Genomic DNA, 1,810 nt, shown 5'->3' on the forward strand with positions numbered 1-1,810 from the left:
CACGCCGAACCGACTGGCCAGTTCGCTGACCGTCTCCTCGCCCTTCAGCGCTTCCAACGCGACCTTGGCCTTAAACTCTGGATGATGTTGCTTCCGTTTCGACATCTCTGATCTCCTTCGTGTTGAAGATCAGCAGACAGCAAATTGCAGCTTACGTCAGTGCCCGAATTTCAGGGGGTAGCTCACTCAATGCGCCAATGGCGCGTTCGATGGGTTACAATCAGGCAAAGAGGTGGTCGCGAAAATTTGGGCCAGCCGCTAAGGTGGTTTGCATGATGAAAGTGACGATCCAGAATGAAGAAACGAAAGAACCATTCGTCCCACTGCCCGGCAGGGTCATGCAAGGCATGATCCCGAGAGGGGGAGTTTAAGGCCAAGGTTGCGCTTGAAGCGATCCGCGAAGAAATGACGTTGGCTGAGCTGTCCAAGAAGTACGGCGTGCATCCCACTCAGATCGGGACTTGGAAGCGAGCCGCGATAGAAAATATGGCGACAGCCTTTACGCGCCGTGGTGCGGCCCCAGAACAGGTTAGCGCCGCTGATGTCGACAAGCTGCACTCAAAGATCGGTCAGTTGGTGGTGGAACGGGATTTTTTAGCCCCCTCTCGGCAGCATCCTTCGGATGCGCCTGCCGGGCAATGGAAGCCTCGCATCAGTTGCTCGGGACGCGAGGCAAAAAATGGTGAGCCGGGATCATAGGTTAAGCCTTCGTAAACAGTGCGAACTGTTGCAGCTGTCGCGGTCGCGGCTTTACTATCGACCTGTCGGTGAAAGCGCCGAAAACCTGCGGTTCATGGAGATCATCGACAAGCAATTCCTGGAAGCGCCCTGGTACGGTTCCCGCCAGATGGCCCGGTACATGAAGCGCAATGGGCGTCGATGTGGTCGGCACCGTGTACGACGGTTGATGCGCCTGATGAGGCTGGTACCGATCCACTGCCCGGCAGGGTATCGCGTAGCGATGCACGAGAGGGGATCAGGAGCCAAACACCAGCAAGAAGCACCCTCAACATAAGGTCAGGCCATACCTGCTTCGCAACATGGTCATTGATCGGCCCAATCAGGTCTGGTGCGCAGATATTACCTACATACCGATGCGGCGCGGGTTCTTATACCTTGTGGCGATCCTCTGCCCGGCAGGGTTATGCGCAGCATGATCCCGATAGGGGTGGATTGGTACAGCCGCAAGGTTTTGTCCTGGCGGCTGTCGAACAGCATGGATGCGGGCTTTTGCGTCGAGGCTTTGAAAGAGGCCATTACCAAGTACGGTACGCCGGAAATCTTCAACAGCCCTCTCGGGACATTTGCTGCGCAAATACCCTGCCGGGCAGTGGATCAAGGCAGTCAGTTCACCAGCGGTGCGTGGATCGACGTGCTGACAGACGCAAAGATCAAGATCAGCATGGACGGGAAAGGCGCTTGGCGCGACAATCGCATGATCGAACGGCTGTGGCGGTCGTTGAAATACGAGTGCGTCTATCTGAACGCCTTTGAAACGGGATCAGAAATGCGGACTGGGATCGGCAAATGGCTGACCTATTACAACTCCGAGCGCCCGCATTCGACCCACGGCATATTGACCCCCAACGAGGCCTATGACAGCAAAACAGAACCGATGAGAATGGCAGCCTGAATGAAACCCTGATCTACCTTAGCTGGGCTGCAAACTGGTCGAAAAAGCAGGACCACCTCTGTGTTCCGAACAATTTCATTGGCACATCAAGATTAGCACACCTATTTCGATGTTGGCACAACTTGTTGGAGTACCTATCTACTTGTTTTTATTCAAAATTTGGGACGTTACTTGGGT

Annotated in this window: 1 pseudogene; it reads left to right on the forward strand. The window is 54.9% G+C overall.

The features are described from left to right. Positions 1-393: 393 nt before the first annotated feature. Positions 394-1,633 (forward strand): annotated as a pseudogene (locus WBC85_RS03375) (IS3 family transposase). Positions 1,634-1,810: the final 177 nt, after the last annotated feature.

Origin of the sequence: Planktotalea sp., from assembly GCF_049680325.1 — a bacterium.
Taxonomy (GTDB): Bacteria; Pseudomonadota; Alphaproteobacteria; order Rhodobacterales; family Rhodobacteraceae; genus Planktotalea.